Origin of the sequence: Helicobacter pylori (assembly GCF_003638305.1) — a bacterium.
Classification (GTDB): domain Bacteria; phylum Campylobacterota; class Campylobacteria; order Campylobacterales; family Helicobacteraceae; genus Helicobacter; species Helicobacter pylori_DJ.
In genome coordinates this window covers 20,423-37,954 of sequence record NZ_MVYP01000016.1, presented here as the reverse complement: position 1 = coordinate 37,954, position 17,532 = coordinate 20,423, and the positions used below count along the sequence as shown (strand labels likewise).

The 17,532-nt window shown below is 40.5% G+C and carries 13 protein-coding genes, 2 tRNA genes and 3 pseudogenes; 8 read left to right on the top strand and 10 right to left on the bottom strand.

What is annotated here, in order from left to right; all coding sequences use genetic code 11:
* The 3 genes and pseudogenes from EAL04_RS07000 to EAL04_RS06990 all read right to left on the bottom strand — a co-directional run.
* Nucleotides 1-185, bottom strand: a pseudogene (locus tag EAL04_RS07000) (hypothetical protein); the annotation flags it as partial.
* Nucleotides 186-390: 205 nt separating this feature from the next.
* Nucleotides 391-467: transfer RNA gene (locus tag EAL04_RS06995), tRNA-Met, on the bottom strand.
* Nucleotides 468-488: 21 nt separating this feature from the next.
* A tRNA-Gln gene (locus EAL04_RS06990) sits at nt 489-563 on the bottom strand.
* Here EAL04_RS06990 and EAL04_RS08165 point away from each other — a divergent pair.
* Entirely contained in the window at nt 519-1,154 is a 636-nt protein-coding gene (locus EAL04_RS08165; RefSeq protein WP_240454731.1) for a helicase DnaB modulator, read from the top strand. The genes EAL04_RS06990 and EAL04_RS08165 overlap by 45 nt on opposite strands.
* 91 nt (nt 1,155-1,245) lie before the next feature.
* Here EAL04_RS08165 and hypD read toward each other — a convergent pair whose 3' ends face one another.
* From hypD to pta, 7 genes and pseudogenes are all read right to left on the bottom strand, one after another.
* Nucleotides 1,246-2,358: a hydrogenase formation protein HypD gene (gene hypD / locus EAL04_RS06980; protein ID WP_120974259.1), complete on the bottom strand. Its 1,113-nt coding sequence runs from the start codon at nt 2,356-2,358 to the stop codon at nt 1,246-1,248.
* Between the two features lie 17 nt (nt 2,359-2,375).
* Nucleotides 2,376-2,612, bottom strand: coding sequence for a HypC/HybG/HupF family hydrogenase formation chaperone (locus EAL04_RS06975; RefSeq protein ID WP_000335439.1), 237 nt, complete (start codon nt 2,610-2,612; stop codon nt 2,376-2,378).
* Entirely contained in the window at nt 2,612-3,340 is a 729-nt protein-coding gene (hypB, locus tag EAL04_RS06970) for a hydrogenase nickel incorporation protein HypB (protein ID WP_000003589.1), read from the bottom strand. Before hypB ends, EAL04_RS06975 begins: the two co-directional genes overlap by 1 nt.
* 111 nt (nt 3,341-3,451) lie before the next feature.
* Complete coding sequence (locus EAL04_RS08220; protein ID WP_000973846.1) at nt 3,452-3,580, bottom strand: hypothetical protein; 129 nt, start codon at nt 3,578-3,580, stop codon at nt 3,452-3,454.
* A gap of 10 nt (nt 3,581-3,590) precedes the next feature.
* The gene (locus EAL04_RS06960) at nt 3,591-3,890 is read right to left on the bottom strand and encodes a cupin domain-containing protein (protein ID WP_120974257.1); all 300 of its coding nucleotides are present in this window, start codon (nt 3,888-3,890) and stop codon (nt 3,591-3,593) included.
* Between the two features lie 10 nt (nt 3,891-3,900).
* Nucleotides 3,901-5,101: pseudogene (locus EAL04_RS06955) on the bottom strand (acetate kinase).
* Nucleotides 5,102-5,115: 14 nt separating this feature from the next.
* A pseudogene (pta, locus tag EAL04_RS06950) lies at nt 5,116-6,673 on the bottom strand (phosphate acetyltransferase).
* Between the two features lie 382 nt (nt 6,674-7,055).
* Between pta and fliK the strand changes: the two are divergent.
* The 7 genes from fliK to alpA all read left to right on the top strand — a co-directional run bounded on the left by fliK (nt 7,056) and on the right by alpA (nt 17,522).
* Nucleotides 7,056-8,591 carry a flagellar hook-length control protein FliK gene (gene fliK, locus EAL04_RS06945; RefSeq protein ID WP_120974255.1) on the top strand — a complete coding sequence of 512 codons (1,536 nt, stop codon included), beginning with the start codon at nt 7,056-7,058 and terminating at the stop codon, nt 8,589-8,591.
* Between the two features lie 50 nt (nt 8,592-8,641).
* Nucleotides 8,642-9,772 carry a flagellar hook assembly protein FlgD gene (gene flgD / locus EAL04_RS06940; RefSeq protein ID WP_120974253.1) on the top strand — a complete coding sequence of 377 codons (1,131 nt, stop codon included), beginning with the start codon at nt 8,642-8,644 and terminating at the stop codon, nt 9,770-9,772.
* Nucleotides 9,769-11,586 (top strand): flagellar hook protein FlgE, encoded by a 1,818-nt coding sequence (locus EAL04_RS06935; protein ID WP_120974251.1) that lies wholly within the window; start codon nt 9,769-9,771, stop codon nt 11,584-11,586. Before flgD ends, EAL04_RS06935 begins: the two co-directional genes overlap by 4 nt.
* 51 nt (nt 11,587-11,637) lie before the next feature.
* The gene (locus EAL04_RS06930; RefSeq protein WP_120974249.1) at nt 11,638-12,255 is read left to right on the top strand and encodes a restriction endonuclease; all 618 of its coding nucleotides are present in this window, start codon (nt 11,638-11,640) and stop codon (nt 12,253-12,255) included.
* Nucleotides 12,236-13,381, top strand: a complete 1,146-nt coding sequence (locus tag EAL04_RS06925; RefSeq protein WP_162982522.1) for an Eco57I restriction-modification methylase domain-containing protein — start codon at nt 12,236-12,238, stop codon at nt 13,379-13,381. The genes EAL04_RS06930 and EAL04_RS06925 overlap by 20 nt, the downstream gene beginning before the upstream one ends.
* Before the next feature lie 8 nt (nt 13,382-13,389).
* Entirely contained in the window at nt 13,390-15,420 is a 2,031-nt protein-coding gene (locus EAL04_RS06920) for an ATP-dependent helicase (RefSeq protein ID WP_120974247.1), read from the top strand.
* A 545-nt stretch (nt 15,421-15,965) separates the two neighbouring features.
* Nucleotides 15,966-17,522, top strand: coding sequence for a Hop family adhesin AlpA (gene alpA / locus EAL04_RS06915; RefSeq protein WP_120974245.1), 1,557 nt, complete (start codon nt 15,966-15,968; stop codon nt 17,520-17,522).
* Nucleotides 17,523-17,532: the final 10 nt, after the last annotated feature.

Here is a 17,532-nt window from a genome sequence, read left to right as displayed (position 1 = left end):
TTATTCAAAAGATTGTTCAGCTTTTCATAATTGTCTGAAAGCTCTTGAATGCCTTTGGTGTTTTTCACCATTTGAGCGGCTTCACCGATCTGATAACCCGCGCTCATGTAAAAGCCGTCGTCTTCAGTGCTCAAAGTGGAAACTAAAAGCGAGCCTAAAGTTAATGAAAGGATGTGTTTTTTCATGTTTTCTCCTTTTTAGATTGAATTGGATTTAGTATTAGGGATTTCATACATTAGAATACATTTGCATTAGAATGCATTTGCATTGGAATGTATTTGGAGTATTATAGCATAAAGCGTTTTTTTTTTTTTTTTTGTCATTTTGAGAAAATTTTAGAATTTTTTTACTTTTGGCGCTTTTTGTTTCGTTTGGTGTGGTTTAAAAGATTGGTTGCGGAGAATGGATTTGAACCACTGACCTTTGGGTTATGAGCCCAACGAGCTACCGGACTGCTCTACTCCGCGACACGCTAATACAAGGAAAAATGGCTGGGGTGCAAGGATTCGAACCTCGGAATGCCAGGACCAAAACCTGGTGCCTTACCGCTTGGCGACACCCCAAAAACTAAAGAAAGCATTATACAAAAGCTTTTTAAAAAAGTCAAGCTAAAACGCTATAATTTCATCATGGAAAATGGATTTGACCCCCTCATTTATAAACGCTATTTAAAAAAGAAAGAAACCTTTTTGCTGTTTAAAAAAATCGCTCAAGTGTCTGCGTTTAAAAATTTAAAACTCCAACTCAAGCGAAGAGAAGTGATCAATCGTTATGTGGCTGGAATTTTAGGGGATTTAAAGAAAGGGTTTAGATACGCTAAAATAGAACACCAAATCCTAAAAATCTATTTCACGCACCCAAGTTTCTTGAAAGCCTTTGAAACAGAAAAAGACCATTACACCAAGAATTTAAAAGCCCATTTTTTAGAAACAAAAAAAACCCTAAAAGCCCTAAATTACCCCTTTGATTTTGACACTATCCAAGCGAGCGTTAAAAAAAGGCCTTATCAAAAACCGGTTGAAAAAAAAGAAAAACCCCCTAAAAAACCGGTTAGCGTGGATGTCAATTGCGAAGGTTTGAGCGATTTCACCAAAGAGCAATTTTTAAAACTCAAACACGCTTGTAACGATAATACGCCGCGCACGCCCCCTTGAGAGCTGACCATGCAACTGCCGATCGGGTTTTGCGGGGTGCAAGTTGTAGCGAATAATGAGCAGTCTAGGGGCTTAGAGCAATTTTCAAAGCTCAAACGCGCTTGTAACGATAATACGCCGCGCACGCCCCCTCAGAGCTGACCATGCAACTGCCGATCGGGTTTTGCGGGGTGCAAGTTGTAGCGAATAATGAGCAGTCTAGGGGTTTAGCGATGCCTTTTAAAATTTCTCCGCACTTGCATGCTTTGTTTTCTTTAGAGGTTTTGTGGCTTAAATATTCTTTAAAGACTTTTTCAGCGTCATAAGAGGCGAACGTTTCTTTAAGCTTAAGGGCGGAATATTTGATATTCCCCAAACCTCTCCATTCAAAATTTTCCCTAACTTCCATGCACGCATTGACTAACGCTTGCGCTTTTGTATTCCCTTCATAGCTCACCGCTCTTTTATACTGGATTTCTAGCTTGGCTTCTTTGTTTAGGGCTTGTTTAAGAAGCATCAGCACGCTTTCTAATATATCCACCGGCTCAAAACCGCTCACAATAATGGGGAGTTGAAAGCGATCCACTAAAGGAGTATAGATTTGAGCGCCGTTCATCACGCTCACATGGCTAGGGGCTAAAAGAGCGTTAATTTGGCATGCTGGATCTTTTAAAATCGCGCTCACGCTTGGAGGCACTAGAATGTGGTTGATGTGGAAAAAAAGATTTTTTAATTTTTCTTTTTTGGCGTTGAGTAAGACGCTAGCCGTCATCGGCGTGGTGGTTTCAAAACCGATCGCAATGTAGATGACTTTTTTATGAGGGTTTTCTTTAGCGATCTCTAAAGCTTGCATGGGCGAATACAAAAAACGCGCATCCAGCCCCTTTTCTCTCGCTTGTATCAAACTCCCATAGCTCCCGGGGACTCTCATCATATCCCCCAAACTCAAAACAATACTGTCTTTGATTACAGCGAGTTCATAAGCTTCATCAAGGCGCGCTCTTGGCATCACACACACCGGACACCCTGGCCCATGCGCAAACTCTAAATTTTTGGGCATCAAATCTAAAAGCCCGTATTTCATGAGAGAATGCGTATGCCCTCCGCACACTTCCATGATGACTAATTTTTTTTCAAGTTTGGAAGCGAGTTTTTTGATTGCATTAGAGAGTGCTAAAAGGGTTCGCTTGTCTCTAAAGGGCGAAATGAGGTGATCAACGCTCATTGTTATTATTCATGCATTTATTCATGCGTTTCGTTCATTTTGGCGATCATTTCTTGATAAAGCTCAATGGATTCTAGGGCTTCTTTTTCATCAATCTTACTCATCACATAGCCGATGTGTAGTAGCACATAATCGCCCACTTTAACGGACTCGCCCATTAAATCCAAGCTCGCCTCTCTTTGAACGCCTAAAGTTTCCAAAAGTGCCACATTATCCTTAATGGCTATGACTTTAGAGGGGATCGCTAAACACATTAAAACGAATGCGTGGATTGGTAATTTTCACGCTTTTTTTCTAAAAGGAAGTTTTTAAAATCTTCCAAACTTTTAGGGTCTTTGGAGCTCATTAAAAAAATGGGGGCTTCAGGCTTTAATTTTTGCATGTCTTCTTTGACTTGAGAAACCCTAAAATTAAACACTTCAATCATATCCGCTTTACTGATAATGACCGCATCCGCGCACATGAACATCGTAGGGTATTTTAGCACCTTATCATCGCCCTCTGGGACGGAGAGTAAAACGATATTCATCGCCGCCCCTAGATTATAGCTTGAGGGGCAAACCAGATTCCCCACGTTTTCAATGATTAAAAAATCGCTTTTTTCTAACGCCCCCTCATCTTTTAATAAATCAAACGCCCCCTCAATCATGCTCGCTTCCAAATGGCACGCTTCACCGGTGGTGATCTGGTGCGCGCTCACGCCTTTTTTACGCAATCTGTCCGCATCTCTGTTGGTTTGCAAATCGCCCTCTACCACGCAAAACTTAAAGTCTTTAAAATCCGCTAAATTTTCTAGCATCGTGGTTTTACCGCTGCCAGGAGAGCTCATGAAGTTTAACACATACAGCCCTTCTTTGAGGTAGCGCTCTTTCATTTCAGCGGCTTTAATGTCGTTCTTGCTCAAAATCTTTTCCACGATTTTGACGTCTTTTTTACTCAAATTAGGGTTATTTTGTAAAGATTCTTTTCGTTGTTCGCTCATGCTTGTTCCTTTCTTTTAGAATTTTCGTATTGTAGCGTGCTTAATTAAACGGCTATGATTTAACCACTTCTTTTATCCTCTTGGCTCATCTTTTTAGATCAAAAACATGCTTTACCCTAACCCCTTATCGTCGCTGTCGTTTTTATCTTTTAACACTAATTTAATGATCCTCCATATGATGATTAATAAAATGATGGTTAAAAGCAAATACCAAACATTGATAAAAACGGCTTTCATCATTTGATTTTCCTTATTTTTTGCTCAAAGACAATCGGATAACACTATTTTCTAAAGCGTCCAAACGATGCAAAACTTGGGCTTCTAGGCTGATTAACGCTCCCTTAGGCATTTCTATTTTTTCATCTCCCACTTCAAAGATGATTTTACCCTCTAAAACCTGCACGCTGATAGCTCCCGGGGCCTTGTGTTTGTCCATGACAGCTCCCTTGGGCATGCAAATGCGGATTTCCTTATTGGAAGAATTTTCATTCAGCGTTTCAATGTGGAGTTTTTCAAAACAAACGCCCTCTAAAAAATTAACCATTCTCATTAAACAACCTTTATTTTAATTTTTCTACCATTTCTTTGGCTTGTAAAGCGATTTCTAGCTCTTCATCAGTGGGGATTCGTAAAATTTGGACTTTAGTATTAGGCTGGCTTAAATTCACTAGAGCGCTGCCCGGATTGTCGTTCGTGGGCTTACATAAAGCGATCCCTAAATTTTCTAAGCCTTCACACACGCTCTCTCTTAAAGCCGAATAATTTTCCCCTAATCCCCCTGTAAAGAGGATCGCATCTACTTTTTTTAAGACTACCATGTAAGCTCCGATATACTTTTTAATGCGATAAGCGCACATTTCAAAAGCGAGTTTGGCTTGTTTATCGCCTTTTTCTTTTCTGGCTTCTATGTTTCTCATTATCCCCACAAATGCCTTTCAAACCGCTTTCATGATTTAAAATCTTCATCACTTCTTCTAAGCTCTTATTTGCGCATTGCGCAATGTATTCCACCACAGTGGGGTCAATATCCCCACACCTTGTGCCAATAATCAAGCCCTCTAGTGGGGTTAGCCCCATAGAAGTGTCCACGCTTTTACCCTTTTGAATGGCGGCCGCGCTTGAGCCGTTCCCTAAATGCAAACTGATAGCGTTAAATTCCTCATAAGCGGTATTCAAAAACTTCGCCGCTTCTTTAGCCACATAATGGTGTGAAGTCCCATGGAAACCATAGCACCGGATTTGATACTTTTCATACAATTCATAAGGCAACGCATACATGTAAGCGTAACTGGGCATGCTGGCATGGAATGCGGTGTCAAAAACAGCGATTTGAGGGATATGGGGGTGCACTTTTTGAACGAACTCAATACCGGCTAAATTCGCCGGGTTGTGCAAGGGGGCTAAAATAGAAAGCTTGCCAATTTCTTGCATGACTTTTTCATTCACTAAGACCGGGGCATGGAATTTATCCCCCCCTTGAACCACACGATGCCCTATAGCGTCAATTTGATTGAAATCTTTGATGATCCCCATTTTCGTTAAATTCTCACGAATCATTAAAAGCCCGCTCGCATGATCTTTAATCACAAGCTTTTCTTTTAATTCTTGATCGTTATGGTGCAAATGCGATTTGATTTTCAGCTGCCCTATTTCTTCGCCGATTTTTTCGGCTAAACCGCTCGCTAAGGGCTTGTTTTCTTTCATGTCAAACAATTTAAACTTAATAGACGAACTGCCCAGATTCAACACTAAAATTTCCATCATTTCTCCTATCATTAATCTTGCGCTTGAATGGTGCTAATCAAAACGGTGTTAATAATATCTTCCACTAAAGCACCCCCTACTCAAATCGTTAATGGGCTTGTTCAAACCTTGTAAGATAGGCCCTATCGCCACGGCTTTAGCGCTCCGTTGCACCGCTTTATAAGCGATGTTCCCGGCGTTTAAATCCGGGAAAATAAAAACGCTAGCTTGCCCGGCCACTTGGCTGTTAGGCATCTTTTTCTTCGCTACGCTCTCATCAATGGAAGCGTCAAATTGTAAAGGACCATCAATTTCTAATTGGGGATCTAATTTTTGAGCGATTGTTAGGGCTTCTTTGATTTTGTCTATCATTTCGCCTTGAGCGGAATTTCCTGTCGCATAAGAGAGCATCGCCACTTTAGGCGCGATATTGAATTGCTTAGCGGTTTGCGCGGAAGTGGTAGCGATCTCGGCTAATTCTTTAGGGCTAGGGTTAGGGATAATCGCGCAATCCCCAAAAACTAGCACTTGAGTGTCTAAACACATTAAAAACACGCTTGAAACCAGGCTCACGCCGGGCTTGGTTTTGATGATTTGTAAAGCGGGTCTAATGGTCTCAGCCGTGGTGTGATTCACCCCAGAAACCATGGCATGCGCGTAGCCTAAATGCACAAGCATGGTCGCAAAATAAGTCTTATCCAACGCTAATTGCTCGGCTTCTTGCTCACTCAATCCCTTTGATTTTCGCAATTCATACAAGCTTTTAGCGAATTCTTCTCTATAATGCGAGATGTTAGGATCGATGATTTCTGCATTTTCCAAATTCAAGTTCAAATTTTTCGCTTGGGAGTTAATAACCTCTTTATCGCCCAATAAAATCAATCCCACCGCGCCCATGGCGTTCAAACGATGCGCAGCTTTTAAAATCCTTTCATCTTCGCTCTCTGGTAAAACGACTTTTTTAATCTGTTTTTTAGCCTTTTTTTCCAAGCTCCTTTGAAAGGCTAAAGGGGTGATAATCTTGCTTTTTGTTTGCAACACGCTTTCCATCACGCTCGCTTCTAATTCGCATTGTTGCTTGCAAAAAGACGCACTCAAAAAATGTGGTTTTTCAAGCGTTTCGCCCACAAATAACCCTACAGCGAAAGGGGCTTCTTTTTTGAGAATATGAGAGTGCATGGCTTTCAAGTGTTCCAAACTCGTTTGCGCGACAGCCACAATAGGAGCGTTTAAATGCTTGGCTAAAATGGTGTTTAAGTCTAAAAGAGCGTTTAAGAAAAACTTCGGCGCATACCCCAAATTAATGACAAAATCATGCGTGGTTTGTAATTCATCATAGCGTTTGAGAATCGTTTCAAATAGTAACTCTTCTTGAGCAGTGCTTACAAGCTCTAAAGCCTTTTGTTTGTCTATGGCGCTATGAACCTCTAAAGAGCTTAGGCTCTCGCACTCCCCAAAGCCCTCGCACTCCCCATTAATGGGTGAAAACAAGGCGATTTTTTGATAACGAGGCTTTAGCGCTTTTAAAAGGCTCTTACAAGCAGCCCCTAAAACTTCGGTATCCTCTGGGTAAATCCATAAACTTTGCATGCCAATCTCCCTAAAATTATCGTTTTTATTTAATTGTAGCAAAATTTAATTAAACCTAAACGAAACCATGATTTTGTAAAAAGGCTTTTAGTATTTTTACAACACTAATATAAAAGAGCTTGACGCTAATCAAGTGATAGCTTATTAAAAAAGCGGTCTTCTCGGGTTAGGGGGTTTCTTAAGGGGGTTAAGGGGGAATTATTTCAAAATACCCCCTATCCCCTTAAGGAAGTGAGTTTTACCATAAAAACAAAATTTTAAAAACCAATTTTTTAAAGATTAAAAATTAAGATTTTAGAATATTCAATGAAAACAGAGTTAAGGAACTCTTTTTGCTTGACTCCCACCATGTAAAATAAAAGAGTTGTTTTAAAGGATAGTCATGCCATCTCCTGTTAATCCCATTCACACCAACGCAAACGCTTTAAATGGCGGGGCGAAAAACGAAGTTAAAGACACCAAAAACGCCCCTAAAAGTGCATCAAAGGATTTCAGCAAGATCTTAAACCAAAAGATCTCTAAAGACAAAACCGCTTCTAAAGAAGATCCTAATGCTTCAAAAGTTACGCCTAAAGACGCTAAAGCTCTTGAAAAAAGCCCTACGCTACCCCACCAACATGCTCAAAATCCCGCTAAAGACCAACAAGCCCCTACCCTAAAAGATTTACTCAACCACCCAAAAACAACAGCCCCACATGAGGCTCAACATGAGACCCATGAGGCTAATGAAACTAACCCCAAAACCCCTAACGAAACTTTAAACAAGAATGAAAAAAAGCCTAACGAAGTTACTTCTAACGCTCATCAAACAAACTTGCCTAGTAAAAACCCTATAACCCCTAACCACGCTATAAAAACCCCAACCACCCCAACCCATAACGCCAAAGAGCCAAAAACCCTTAAAGACATTCAAACGCTCAGCCAAAAACATGACCTAAACGCCAGCAACATTCAAGCGGCCACGACCCCAGAAAATAAAAACCCCTTAAGCGCGAGCGATCAGTTCGCCTTAAAAACAACGCAAACGAGCATTAACCACACCCTTGCAAAGAACGACGCTAAAAACACCGCCAACCTTTCTAGCGTTTTGCAATCTTTAGACAAAAAAGAACCGCCAAATAAAGAACGCGCAAACCCCCAAAATAGCGAAAAAAAAACGCCCCCTTTAAAGGAAGCTTTACAAATGAACGCCATTAAAAGGGATAAAACGCTTTCTAAAAAAAAGTCAGAAAAAACCCCTACTCACGCTAAAACCCAGACCACAGCCCCAAGCGCAACGCCAGAAAATGCCCCTAAAATCCCTCTTAAAACGCCCCCTTTAATGCCTTTAATAGGAGCTAACCCTCCCCCTAACGATAATGTTCCAACGCCCCTAGAAAAAGAAGAAACAGCTAAAGAAGCAAGCGATAATAAAGAAAAAACTAAAGAATCTAGTAACAGCGCTCAAAACGCGCAAAACGCCCAAGCTAGCGATAAGACAAGCGAGAATAAAAGCGTTACCCCTAAAGAGACGATCAAGCATTTCACCCAACAATTAAAGCAAGAAATCCAAGAATACAAACCCCCCATGAGTAGGATCTCTATGGATTTATTCCCTAAGGAATTGGGCAAGGTTGAAGTAACCATTCAAAAAGTGGGTAAAAGCCTTAAAGTGAGTGTGATTTCTCATAATAACAGCTTGCAAACCTTTTTGGACAACCAACAAGATCTTAAAAACAGCCTGAACGCTTTAGGCTTTGAAGGGGTGGATTTGAGCTTTTCGCAAGATTCTTCTAAAGAGCAACCCAAAGAGCAATTAAGAGAGCCATTCAAAGAGCAGGAATCAACCCCCTTAAAAGAAAACGCCCTAAAAAGCTACCAAGAGAATACAGACCATGAAAACCAAGAAACGAGCATGCAAATCACTCTTTATGCGTGATTTTAAGCGAGTTTGCTCTATAATAAGACATCTTTAATAAGGAAGAGATCATGGCCATTGATTTAGCAGAAGTTACAGGAGCTAAAGCCGCGCAAGAAAGGAAAAAAGAACAGCCCACCATCGCTAACGGGTTGGATAAAAACGCTTTCATGAAACTCTTTTTAGAGCAATTGAAAAATCAAGACCCCACCGCTCCTATGGAAACGGATAAAATCATCACCCAAACCGCGCAACTCACGCAAGTGGAAATGCAAGAAGAAAACAAAAAGACCATGCAAGAAGTCGCTAGCGCGATGAAATCCAATAAAGAAACTAACGAATCTTTAAAAGACTTTCAAGGCGCTTTAAAAGACACCATGGAAAACCTGAATAAGGGCATGGACGATAGCCTAAAGGCTAATAACGCTTTAAGGGAAGTAACCGCGCTCAATTCTGTGAGCATGATAGGCAAAATCGCTGAAACCGATGTGAGCGGGGCGAATTTTGACGGCAACAATAAGCTTTCTTTCTCGCTCTTTTTTGATGAAAAAATTGACGCTTCTAAAGGAGTGCCAGCGATTCAAATCTTAAATGAAAACAATGAATTAGTCAAAACGATTCCTTTAAAAGATTATAACGGGCAAAAGGGGTATATTAATTTTGAATGGGACGGCACAAACGAAAAGGGCGAAAAAGTCCCTAAAGGCAATTACAAAATCAAGGCTGAATACAATTTAGACTCTCACAGCAAGCAGTATTTGCAAACGCGCATTGGTAGGGGCGAAGTGGAGAGCGTGGTTTTTGATAAAGGCAAGCCCATGCTAAGAATGGGCGAAATGATTTTACCCATAGACAGCGCGATAGAGTTTTATCAACCGGATCAAAAACCGATTGAACAGAAAATCTCTGAGCAAAAACCGATTGAACAGAAAATCTCTGAGCAAAAACCGCTTGAACAGAAAATCTCTGATCAAAAACCGCTAGAGCAAAAACCGCTTGAACAAAAACTCTCGGATCAAAAACCACTTGAACAGAAACCCATTGAACAGAAACCCATTGAACAGAAACCCATTGAACAGAAAATCTCTGAACAGAAACCGCTAGAGCAAAAACCGCTTGATCAAAAACTCTCTGAGCAAAAACTCTCTGAGCAAAAATCACTTGATCAAAAGCCCCAAACCCCCCCTAAAGAGACAGCATGAATGACACCTTATTAAACGCTTATAGCGGGATCAAGACCCACCAGTTTGGCATTGACAGCCTTTCCAATAATATCGCCAATGTCAATACTTTAGGCTATCGCTCCAATGATCCGGAGTTTAAGACCTTGTTTTCTTCGCATTTAGACGCTTTGAACGCCAAATCCGTTGTGGCTAACGACCGAAATTACGGCGTTACAGGCTCAGGCAATGTCCTTTCTAATAAAGACGGCGAATACATGCCTAGTGAGGGGGAATTCCACATGGCGTATCAAGGCAAGGGCTGGTTTGTGATAGGGCCCAATAAAAATGGGGAAATGACCATTAATAAAGACGGCTTTAGCAAAAAACAGGATAATTTCTTAACGCGCGCCGGCAATTTCGCACGAGACGCTGACGGCTATTTAGTAACCCCTGAGGGCTATTATGTCTATGGTATTGATTTGAAAAAGATCAAAGACGGCACGCTCAATTCCACCGCTAGAGATGAAGACATTGAAAAATTGCATGGCAACACCCTTTCGCCCTTACAAATCCCCCAGGATTTGACTTACCAGCCAGTGCTTAGCACGAAAGTGAATATCAGCGTGAATTTAAACCCTAAAGACCATTTAAAGGGCGTGCAAGATTTTTTCTTAAACGACAAGGGCGAGATCATTAAAGAGCGTTTTTTAAACCAGGATATTAACGCCCTAGCGAATGACGATAACGAGCCAATAGACGCGATCACTAATCGCAAATTAAATGTGAGTATCCAAAAAGAAAATGGCAAAAAAGAAGATTTTGTTTTCACTTATGGGGACGCTGAAAAAGGCGAAAACCAATTCAAAACTTTAGGCGATTTGCAAAAACTCCTTAAAGAAAAAACCGGGCTAGACTTAAACCTCATCAAAAGCGAAAAAGACGCCAAAAGCCCCCCCCTTTTATTAGAGATCGCTAATCCTAGCCAAACGCCTATCACATTCAGTTTGAGTGGGGGCATTGCGGATAAATTGGGCTTGAATGCGAATGAAATGGAATTGAAAAAGGGCATCAGCAGGGATTCAGTAGCGATTAAAATCCCTTATTACAGCACAGAAGTGGATATTTATGATAAGGCCGGGGATAAATACTTGCTCCAAAGCGAATATTACATGACTAATTCCAACGATCCCACATCAAGCCCCACGAGTAAAAGGAAAAACCAAACTTGGGAAGTGAAAAGCTATATCGTGGATCCCAAAAACAAAACCCCTATCAATGATCCTACTTGGGAAATTGTCGGCTTTGATTCAACCACGCATAAAATGAAATCCGCCCCCATGACTTTGGATTTTAAGGGTAATAAGCTCACCTATTCTTTAGATAAGAGCGAAAACCATGATTCTAGCGATTTGTCTTACCAAGACTCTAAACTTTTAGAAGCGAGTCAAGACGGCAAGCCTAGGGGTATTTTTAGAGACATGCGCATTGAAGAAAATGGCGTGATTTCTCTAGCCTTTAGTAACGGGGTGGTAGAGCCGGTCGCTCGCATCGGTATTTTAGCTTTCACTAACGATCAAGGCTTAAGGAAAATCGGCGGCAACCTCTATGAAATGCAAGAAGGCACCATTAATGGCGAAAACAGACCCCTAAGCGGTAACCCCATTTTAGGGTGGGACGAAGAGGGCAAGCTCAAGTTTGGGAAAATCAGGCACAAATATTTAGAAACGAGCAACGTGAATGCCGGGAACGCCCTAACCAATCTCATTTTAATGCAAAGAGGCTATTCCATGAACGCTAGAGCCTTTGGCGCGGGCGATGACATGATTAAAGAAGCCATTAGCTTGAAAAAATAAAAGGCTAAAATAAGGAGTGTGGTAAAATACCCTTTTTAATAAGGATATTTAATGATACCCACACAGCTTAATGAAATTGCAGAATTTTTAAAAACAAACCCTTATAATTTGTCTCAACCCTTACAAGATGGGCGATTGAATTCATCTGTCAATGAAGAAGAAATTTTGAACATCATCAAACATTCTTTTCCTATCCAACTGCTAAAAGCTAGAGAGTGGTGGGATTTTAGTTTTGAAGAAAACGATATTTTTTATCCTGTTAATATTAAAACCACCACCACCAAAACCGCTGACAATCTTAATGGTAAATTAGGGATTTATGATGCGTTGTGCGGCTTATTACCGGAATTTAATAACGAAATCGCATGGGAAAAATACTTTCAAAAACTTCATAAAGACTTAGGCACAAACACTAATAGGGATTATTATTTTTTAATTATCAACAAAAACGATCCTAAAGATGTTTTTATTAACTCCTTAAAAGGTATCCAAACCCTCCAACCCAATAACTTGCCCTTCCAATGCAAGTGGGATAACAACAGAGAAATCGTTCAAAGAAGCTTTATTGAAAGTAAAAACTTCATCTTAAGCGCTCTAGCCAAAAGCGTTAAGTTACGAGCTAATATTTATTTAACATTCAAAGAATTTTTTGGAGAATTTTTTGAATAATTTAGACATTAAAACTTTAGGGCAGGTTTTCACCCCTAAAAATATAGTGGATTTCATGCTCACTCTAAAGCACAATCAAGGGAGTGTTTTAGAGCCAAGTGTGGGCGATGGGAGTTTTTTAAAGCGCTTAAAAAAGGCTGTAGGGATTGAAATCGATCCTAAAATCTGCCCTAAAAATGCCCTTTGCATGGACTTTTTTGACTACCCTTTAGAAAATCAATTTGACACCATTATTGGTAACCCGCCTTATGTCAAGCACAAGGATATTGTGCCAAGCACGAAAGAAAAACTCCATTACAGCCTTTTTGATGAAAGGAGCAATCTCTACTTGTTCTTCATAGAAAAAGCGATCAAGCATTTAAAGCCTAATGGCGAATTGGTTTTCATCACCCCAAGGGATTTTTTAAAATCCACTTCTAGCGTGAAATTAAACGAATGGATTTACAAAGAAGGCACGATAACGCATTTTTTTGAATTAGGCGATCAAAAGATTTTCCCAAACGCCATGCCTAATTGCGTGATTTTTCGTTTTTGTAAGGGTGATTTCAGTAGAATCGCCAACGATGGTTTGCAATTTTTGTGCAAAAAAGGCATTTTGTATTTCCTCAACCAATCTTACACGCAAAAATTAAGCGAGGTTTTTAAGGTTAAAGTGGGGGCAGTGAGCGGGTGCGATAAGATCTTTAAAAATGAAAAATACGGGAATGTAGAATTTGTCACCTCAATCACCAAAAGAACCAATGTTTTAGAAAAAATGGTTTTTGTCAATGAGCCTAATGATTATTTACTCCAGCATAAAGAAAGCTTGATGCAAAGAAAGATTAAAAAATTCAATGAAAATAATTGGTTTGAATGGGGGAGAATGCATCACATATCCCCTAAAAAACGCATTTATGTCAACGCCAAAACGCGCCAAAAAAACCCCTTTTTCATCCACCAATGCCCTAATTATGACGGCTCTATTTTAGCCCTATTCCCTTATAACCAAAACTTGGATTTACAAAATCTCTGCGACAAACTCAACGCTATCAACTGGCAAGAATTGGGCTTTGTGTGCGATGGGCGTTTTTTGTTTTCGCAACGCTCTTTAGAAAACGCCCTTTTGCCTAAAGACTTTTTAAACTAGGATAAAACTTGTTAGAAACCTTACAATTAAACCCTGAGCAACGAAAAGCGGCCAAGGCTTTGAAAGGGTATAATTTAGTGATTGCAAGCGCTGGCACAGGAAAGACTTCTACGATTGTGGGGCGCATTTTATACCTGCTTGATAACGGCATCAAGCCTGAAGAAATCTTGCTTTTGACTTTCACCAATAAAGCGAGTAATGAAATGATCGCCAGGGTGGCTAAATACTCCAAATTAAGCTCCAAAATTGAAGCGGGCACTTTCCATGCGGTAGCGTATCGCTATTTAAAAGAGCATTACCCTAATTTAAGCCTGAAGCAACCTAAAGAATTAAGAAAGCTTTTAGAAAGCATTGCAGACACTAAAAACACGCTAACAGATGAGGATAAAAAGCCCTACACTTCGCAGCATTTATACGCCCTCTATTCTCTTTACACTAACGCTCTAAAACAAGAAGATTTTAGCGCTTGGCTTTCTAATAAAAACCCTGAACACGCGCCATACGCCGCCTTTTATGAAAACATTTTAGACGAATTTGAAAACACCAAAAAAAAGCATAATTATATTGACTATAACGACTTGCTGTTGCTGTTTAAAAAAGCGATGCTAGAAAGACCTAGCCCTTATAAAGAAGTGCTTTGCGATGAATTTCAAGACACTAACCCCTTACAAGAATCCATTTTAGACGCTATCAACCCTCCTAGTTTGTTTTGCGTGGGCGATTACGATCAGAGCATTTACGCTTTTAACGGGGCGGATATTTCTATCATTTCTAATTTCACTCAAAAATACAAAAACGCCCGAGTTTTCACGCTCACTAAAAACTACCGCTCTTCTAAAGAGATTTTAGATCTCGCTAATCAAGTGATACAGCATAACGAGCGCATTTACCCTAAAAATTTAGAAGTGGTGAAATCAGGGAAATTCAATAAACCCACGCTTTTAAATTACAACGACAATATTGTGCAATGCCAAGACATCGCTAAACGCATTGTGATACGAAAAAATTTTAAAGAAGTGGCGGTGATTTTTAGGAATAACGCCAGCGCGGATCAATTAGAAGCCGCTTTAAGAGCCCACAACGTGCCAAGCAAACGAAAAGGGAGCGCGAGCTTTTTTGAATCCAAAGAAGTGGCGTTAGCGTTAGATATTTGCGCGCTACTATTTAACCCTAAAGACATTATGGCAGCGATTCACATTTTAAGCTATATCAGCGATATTGGCTCTAACACCGCTAAAGACATTCATGAAGCCTTAATGCTTTTAGGCAATGGCGATCTCAAATTGGCCTTAACTCAGCCTAACCAAGAAGCTAAAATTTACACCAAGAAAAAAGAAATCACCTCTATGGGGCTTTTTGAAGAAATTTTTGCCCTAGAAAACAGCTCAAGGTTTAATAGCGTGATAGATAAGGCGTTTCATTCGCACCCGGTGTTGATGCACCCTAAAATCTCACTCAATGGGGCTAAAATGCTGAGCGATTTTTTCATTCTCTATACCAAAGCCCCTATTCATTCCCCTAGCGCTTTAATCAAACACATTCTAGAGAGCGCGTTTTTTCAAACCTTTAAAACACGCCTTTTAAAAGAGCGTTCCAAAAATAAGGACGGCTCTTATAATGAATTTAAAAAACTCCAAGCGCAAAAACGCTTCAATGAAAAAATGGACTTGCTGAGTTCTCTAGCGAAAAATTACCAAAATTTAGGGCGTTTTTTAAACGGCACTTTAATAGGCTCAAATGAAGCCACGCAAGGCGAGGGCGTGAATCTATTGAGCGTGCATGCTTCTAAAGGCTTGGAGTTTAAAGACGTTTATATTATAGATTTAATGGAGGGGCGTTTCCCTAACCACAAGCTCATGAATACCGGTGGGGGCATTGAAGAAGAGCGGCGGCTTTTTTATGTCGCTATCACAAGGGCTAAGGAAAATTTGTGGCTTTCTTATGCGAAAAACGAATTGAGAGAAAACGCCAAACCTAAAGAGCATAAGCCTTCGGTGTTTTTGTATGAAGCGGGGCTTTTGAAACCTGATTCAAAATAAAATTGATTTTTGTATTGTTTGTTTAAAACGCTAGCAACCATAGATTTAACTCTAGCTTGCGCTAGAGCTAAAATTTTAGTATAATGGCGTTGTGAGGACCATTAAAACTATGATCACTAATAGTAATTTCATAGTCGGTTATCTCCTTTCCGGGATAACCACCCACTATTATCCCAAACCCTAAACATGCTCCAAATTTTCACAACAAAAGAGATAACTTAAAATGACTATTTGCGTTGGCATGATTATAGTTTAAAAAACCTAGAAATGCCAAAAAGCGTTTTTAAAAACCCCCAAAAATTTAACGCTAATCCCCCTAAGATTCCGTTTTTTTTTTTTTGTAAAAAACGCTCCAATTGCTGTAACTTTATTTCCTTGATAAGGGGTTTGTAAGGGGGTTTTTAAGGTTAGTTTAATTTTTATTATGTGAAAATATCACTAATTACATCTAACAATTTGTATTACTAAACATTATTTACAAGCTCTGATGTAACTAAATCCCAATTTAATCTCAATCAAGGAGCATCCCATTGATAAGGAAAATTATGATAAAGAAAAATAGAACGCTGTTTCTTAGTCTAGCCCTTTGCGCTAGCATAAGTTATGCCGAAGACGATGGAGGGTTTTTCACCGTCGGTTATCAGCTCGGACAAGTCATGCAAGATGTCCAAAACCCAGGCGGCGCTAAAAGCGACGAACTCGCCAGAGAGCTTAACGCTGATGTAACGAACAACATTTTAAACAACAACACCGGAGGCAATGTCGCAGGGGCGTTGAGTAACGCTTTCTCCCAATACCTTTATTCGCTTTTAGGGGCGTATCCCACGAAACTCAATAGTAACGATGTGTCTGCGAACGCTCTTTTAAGTGGTGCGGTAGGCAGTGGGACTTGCGCGGCTGCAGGGACGGCTGGTGGCTCAACTCTTAACACTCAAAGCGCTTGCACCGCTGCGGGCTATTATTGGCTCCCTAGCTTGACTGACAGGATTTTAAGCACGATCGGCAGCCAGACCAACTACGGCACGAACACCAATTTCCCTAACATGCAACAACAGCTCACCTACTTGAATGCGGGGAATGTGTTTTTTAATGCGATGAATAAGGCTTTAGAGAAGAATGGGACTACTAATGGCACTAGTAGCGCTAGCGGTGCGACTGGTTCAGATGGTCAAACTTACTCTCAACAAGCTATCCAATACCTTCAAGACCAACAAAATATCCTCAATAACGCAGCGAACTTGCTCAAGCAAGATGAATTGCTCTTAGAAGCTTTCAACTCCGCCGTAGCCGCTAACATTGGGAATAAGGAATTCAATTCAGCCGTTTTTACAGGTTTGGTGCAAGGCATTATCGATCAATCTCAAGCGGTTTATAACGAGCTCACTAAAAACACCATTAGCGGGAGCGCGGTTAATAGCGCTGGGATAAATTCCAACCAAGCTAACGCTGTGCAAGGGCGCGCTAGTCAGCTCCCTAACGCTCTTTATAACGCGCAAGTAACTTTGGATAAGATCAATGCGCTCAATAATCAAGTGAGAAGCATGCCTTACTTGCCCCAATTCAGAGCCGGGAACAGCCGTGCGACGAATATTTTAAACGGGTTTTACACCAAAATAGGCTATAAGCAATTCTTCGGGAAGAAAAGGAATATCGGTTTGCGCTATTATGGTTTCTTTTCTTATAACGGAGCGAGCGTGGGCTTTAGATCCACTCAAAATAATGTAGGGTTATACACTTATGGGGTGGGGACTGATGTGCTGTATAATATCTTTAGCCGCTCCTATCAAAACCGCTCTGTGGATATGGGCTTTTTTAGCGGTATCCAATTAGCCGGTGAGACTTTCCAATCCACGCTCAGAGATGACCCCAATGTGAAATTGCATGGGAAAATCAATAACACGCACTTCCAGTTCCTCTTTGACTTCGGTATGAGGATGAACTTCGGTAAGTTGGACGGGAAATCCAACCGCCACAACCAGCACACGGTGGAATTTGGCGTAGTGGTGCCTACGATTTATAACACTTATTACAAATCCGCAGGGACTACCGTGAAGTATTTCCGTCCTTATAGCGTTTATTGGTCTTATGGGTATTCATTCTAAGAAAGGGGGG